This is a genomic window from Stenotrophomonas sp. P5_B8, assembly GCF_054049855.1.
Map to the genome: position 1 here is coordinate 1 of NZ_JBFULO010000291.1, position 4,887 is coordinate 4,887.

Annotated in this window: 6 protein-coding genes; 5 read left to right on the plus strand and 1 reads right to left on the minus strand. The window is 65.7% G+C overall.

Annotated elements, in window-relative coordinates; genetic code table 11:
• Positions 1-4: 4 nt before the first annotated feature.
• A complete protein-coding gene (locus ACXJKH_RS14665; RefSeq protein WP_457320338.1) occupies positions 5-412 on the plus strand; it encodes a YybH family protein in 408 nt (135 codons plus the stop codon).
• 24 nt (positions 413-436) lie between these two features.
• Here the strand turns inward: ACXJKH_RS14665 and ACXJKH_RS14670 are convergent, their stop codons facing one another.
• A complete protein-coding gene (locus ACXJKH_RS14670; protein WP_457320330.1) occupies positions 437-1,312 on the minus strand; it encodes an aldo/keto reductase family oxidoreductase in 876 nt (291 codons plus the stop codon).
• Positions 1,313-1,429: 117 nt separating this feature from the next.
• Between ACXJKH_RS14670 and ACXJKH_RS14675 the strand changes: the two genes are divergently transcribed.
• From ACXJKH_RS14675 to ACXJKH_RS14690, 4 genes are all read left to right on the plus strand, one after another.
• Complete coding sequence (locus ACXJKH_RS14675) at positions 1,430-2,311, plus strand: LysR substrate-binding domain-containing protein (protein ID WP_457320340.1); 882 nt, start codon at positions 1,430-1,432, stop codon at positions 2,309-2,311.
• A 132-nt stretch (positions 2,312-2,443) separates the two neighbouring features.
• Positions 2,444-3,532 carry a DUF5694 domain-containing protein gene (locus tag ACXJKH_RS14680; protein WP_457320332.1) on the plus strand — a complete coding sequence of 363 codons (1,089 nt, stop codon included), beginning with the start codon at positions 2,444-2,446 and terminating at the stop codon, positions 3,530-3,532.
• A gap of 91 nt (positions 3,533-3,623) precedes the next feature.
• A complete protein-coding gene (locus ACXJKH_RS14685; RefSeq protein WP_457320334.1) occupies positions 3,624-4,154 on the plus strand; it encodes a nuclear transport factor 2 family protein in 531 nt (176 codons plus the stop codon).
• A gap of 145 nt (positions 4,155-4,299) precedes the next feature.
• The coding region (locus tag ACXJKH_RS14690; RefSeq protein ID WP_457320336.1) for a trypsin-like serine protease at positions 4,300-4,887 on the plus strand (588 nt) is incomplete at its 3' end.

Sequence of the window (4,887 nt, forward strand, 5' to 3'; positions counted from 1 at the left end):
CCCGGTGCCTGCCCACCTTTCCGACGACGCGCTGCCATCGCCGCTGGATCGATTGCTGCGCGACTACGAGCATGCGTGGCGGGCAGGCGATGCGGCCGCGCTTGCAGCGCTGTTCGCCGAGGACGGTTTCGTGCTGCAGAACCATCGGCCGCCGATCCGCGGTCAGCAGGCCATCCGCGCGGCCTACGAGGCAGGGTTCAAGGGAAAAGGTGGCGGGCCATTGCAACTGCGTGCCCTGGCCTATTCCACCGACGCCACCACCGGGTACATCATCGGTGCATACCGCTACGGCGCAGGCGGCGAGGTGGGGAAGTTCACGCTGACATTGCAGCGCATGCCCGGCCAGCCGTGGAAGATCTTCTCGGACATGGACAATCTGAACGCGGCGGAGAAACGCGCAGGCGTGGAGTGACGTCTGCGGCRCTGCCGACGGCTGTCAGCCCTGCAACCGCGCGACGGCATCCAGCGCGGTGATGTCCCCGTCGTCGAGAACAAGGTCTGCCGATGCCATGTTCTCGCGCAGGTGATCCACCGACGAGGTCCCCGGGATGAGCAGGATGTTGGGCGAACGGCGCAGCAGCCACGCCAGCGCTACCTGCATCGGGGTAGCGTGCAGTTTCGCTGCGATGGTCGAAAGCGCGGTGGACTGCAACGGGCTGAAGCCGCCCAGCGGGAAGAACGGCACGTAGGCGATGCCATCCCGCGCCAGCGCATCCACCAAGGCATCGTCGTTGCGATGCACCAGGTTGTACTGGTTCTGCACGCAGGCGATGTCGCAGAGCGCGCGCCCCTCCGCGACCTGGGTGGCGGTGACGTTGCTCAGACCGATATGGCGGATGAGGCCGCGCTGCTGCAACTCGGCCAGCACCGTGAGAGAGGGCGCGATCGACCCCTCGGCCGGGGCCATGACGTTGAACATGCAGCGCAGGTTGACCACGTCCAGCACCTCCAGGCCCAGGTTGCGCAGGTTGTCATGCACGGCGCGGGTGAGTTCGGCGGCGGACATCGTCGGCAGCCACTGGCCCTCGGCACCGCGCCTGGCGCCCACTTTGGTTGCGATGGTCAGCCCCGCGCGATAGGGATGAAGGGCCTCGCGGATGATCTGGTTGGTGATGTGCGGGCCGTAGAAATCGCTGGTATCCAGATGGTTGACGCCCCGCTCGACCGCCTCGCGCAGCACGCGCACGGCGGCATCGCGGTCTTTCGGTGGGCCGAAGACGTGGGGGCCTGCCAACTGCATGGCCCCGTATCCCAGGCGGGCAACGGCACGATCGCCAAGGGTGAAGGTGGGCAGAGCGGGCTGGTCGGTCATGGCGGGAACTCTTGGCGGGGATGGAGAAAATCTAGGGCCGGGACGGCTGTGCGACAATCCGATATAAAGCGAACGGGCTGTCCGGAGAGGCGAACAATGAGCACGCGGCTGGGCGATATGCAGGCCTTCGTCCTGGTGGCGCGGGCAGGGGGCTTCCGCGAAGCGGCCAGAGCGGCCGACCTCAGCGCGTCCCACCTGAGCGAGGCGGTCAAGCGCATCGAAGCCCAGCTCGGTGTGAGACTGCTCAATCGCACCACCCGCAGCGTGGGACTCACCGATGCGGGCAAGGTGCTGCTGGCACGCGCCGAGCCGGCCCTGCGGGAGCTGGATACCGCGACCGACGCGATCAGTGCCTTCCGCAGCACGCCGACAGGAACGCTGCGGCTCAATGTGCCGGTCAGTGCGGCGCGCCTGGTATTGCCGGCGATCCTGCCGCCTTTCATGGCCGCGCATCCGGACATCAGCGTGGAGGTCCTCACCCAGGAGAGTTTTGTTGACGTCATCGCGGCGGGGTGCGATGCCGGCATCCGCTATGGCGAGCGCCTGCAGCAGGACATGATCGCCATGCCGATCGGGCCGCGGGTGCAACGCAGCGCGACGGCAGCGGCACCGTCTTACCTGGACCGTCGCGGGCGGCCTGCGCACCCGCGTGATCTGTTCGATCACGACTGCATTCGCGGGCGGTTTCCCAGTGGCGCGGTGTCCGAATGGGAATTCGAGCGGGGCGGGGAAGTGGTGACCATCGTCCCGCGCGGGCAGCTGCTGGTGGAGATTGGAGGGGGCGTCGATCTTGCGGTAGCGGCTGCCGCAGCCGGCAGCGGCATCATCCATTTGTTCGAGGATTGGCTGCAGCCGTCTCTCAGCGCCGGTGTACTGGAGCCGGTGCTGCAGTCGTGGTGGCAGTCATTTCCCGGTCCTTTCCTTTACTACCCCAATCGAACCCTCGTGCCCCCGCCGCTCAGGGCCTTCATCGATTTCATCAAGGCACAAGCCGGGTGAGCGTGTTGCGGTGCGTACGCCGCGATGCAGTAAACGCGGAAAGGGTTGCCATGACCTACGGGGCTTCCCATCGCGTGGTAACGCGAGCAGCATCGCCGACAGGCAAGGCACCGGCCATTGCACGGAGGCACCATGATCAAATACATCGGTAGCATCGTCTTCCTTGGCCTGTGCAGCGCCAGTGCGCTCGCCGCCGGCCCGGCCTATCAACCCGGCTTTCACCCGGAGCAGTTGAAGGGGCCGCCGGCCGGCCGCCCCAACGAGGTGCTGGTGCTGGGCTCGCCGCACCTGTCGGCACTGCCGAAAACCTTCGCACCGGCGCAGCTGGAACCGCTGCTGGCGCGCCTGGTCGCATGGAAGCCGGAGGCGATCGCCGTCGAGGCGGTATCCGGGCTGCAGTGCGACTTCATGCGCCGGTCTCCCGCGCGTTATGCCGACAGCGTCGGCAGCTATTGCGTCGATACCGGCCCGGCCCAGCGCGCGACAGGCCTGGACGTGCCGGCCGCAAACGCCGAAGCCGAGCGGCTGCTGGCAACCTGGCCGGCCACGCCGAGTGCGGCGCAGCGGCGACGGCTGGCCGCGCTCTGGCTGGCCGCCGGTGAACGCAACTCGGCGGTGGTGCAATGGTTGCGCCTGGCACCGCAGCAGCGCATTGCGGCCGACAGCCTGACCGATGAACTGGTGGCCTACCTGGACAAGCGCCTGCAGCGCCGCGATGAATCCGTGCTGGTAGCTGCCACGCTTGCCGCGCGGCTGGGGCTGGAGMGGGTGTGGGCGGTGGATGACCACACCGCCGATGCGACCTCGCCCAAGGAGGTGGAAGCGGCGGCCGGTGAAGCCATCCAGAAGGCGTGGGACAACCCGTACACGAARGCCCGCGCCGATGCGGACATTCCGCTCTACGCCCATCTGGACACCCCCGACGGGATGCTGGCGATCTACCGCGCGTACAACGCCCCGGAGGCCGCGATGCAGACCTACATGAGCGACTTCGGCGCGGCCCTGGTCGAGCCATCGCCACAGGGGTTCGGGCGCAATTACGTGGGTTACTGGGAAACCCGCAACCTGCGCATGGTTGCCAACATCCGCGACGTGCTCGGGCAGACGCCTGGCACGCGCATGCTGGCCATTGTGGGCGCATCGCACAAACCGTATTACGAGGCCTACCTCAACCTGATGCATGACGTGCAGCTGGTGGATGCCGAGGAGGTGCTGCATTGAGTGAGGAGGAACGCCGCTGTAGCGTTTGCCGTCGAGCGCTCGCTGTCCGATCACCTTATGATCTGAAACAGTCGGGAATCAGGAAGGCCGTATGTCCAAGAGAATGAGTTGGCTGGCTGTGTTCGTCCTCGCACTCAGCGTCTGCGCACCGGCAAGTGCGGCGCGCAATGTCGCCTCCGACATCCGGGCCATCGAGCAGGTGGTGGAATCGTTTCGGACATCGCTGATCCACAAGGACAAGGCGGCCTATATGGCGCTGTTCTTTTCCGACAAGCCAGAGAACGTCGGCTGGCAATTCGTCTCGGAGGATGCGCGCCTTAAGGAGATCCGCACGTCGAAGCCTGACGCGATCAAGGCACGTCGCATTCCGTCCAACAACTTTGTCGCCCYGATCGATGAGGTGGTTGGCACTGCGGAGCCTAGGGAGGAGACGTTCTCCAACGTGAAGATCGACACCGATGGCGACGTGGCGTCGGTGTCGTTTGACTACGCGTTCCTGGCCAATGGCGCGAAGACCAACTGGGGGAAGGAAATGTGGCAACTGGTCCGGACCGAGCAGGGCTGGAAGATCTTCTCGGTGGTTTACTCCATCAGAGACAAGCGAAGCGATCCTGCGGGCTGAGCCCATTGAATCCGATGGTCGGCGGTCTGCTGCGCGCCATGGCATCCTCCACACCTCGCCTCGCGGGTTCGATCTTCAGGACCCGGCGATCACGCTCTCAAGCACGTCTACCGCCGTGAATATGAACAGACTACTGTCGCTCCTGGTGTTCCTGCTGTTCTCCTCAACGGCCAATGCCATCGTCATTCGAGACGATGTCGATGACGCGCAGTACCGGGTGCCGGCGTCTGAGTTTCCCGCGTTGGTCGACATGCCCGGTGAAGGCCATGGCGTGCTGGTTGCGCCGCAGTGGGTGGTCACCGCCGCCCATACCATCCCACAGCACTCGGATCTCAAGCGGGTAGCGATCAACGGGGTCGACCGGGACGTAGAGCGCGTTGTCGTGCACGCCGGCTACAAGCCGCTGCCGCAGGCCTTGATCGATCAGGCGACGGCGACCGGCGAGGCCATGCTGATCGTGGTGTTTCTTGCAGCAGGCGATGACATCGCGCTGATCAAGTTGGCGCGCCCGGTGACCGATGTGGCGCCTGTCGCGCTGTACAAAGGCACTGAAGAGTACAACCAGCGCGTTAAGATGCTGGGCAAGGGCGCTACGGGCACCGGTGCCACCGGGCAAGATCCCAAGGCCAGCCATCGMGGCGAGTTGCGGCGCGCGTTCAACCAGGTCTCCAGCGCCTACGACCGCTGGTTCTGCTATGTGTTCGACAAGCCGCCCACGGGGCTACCCCTGGAA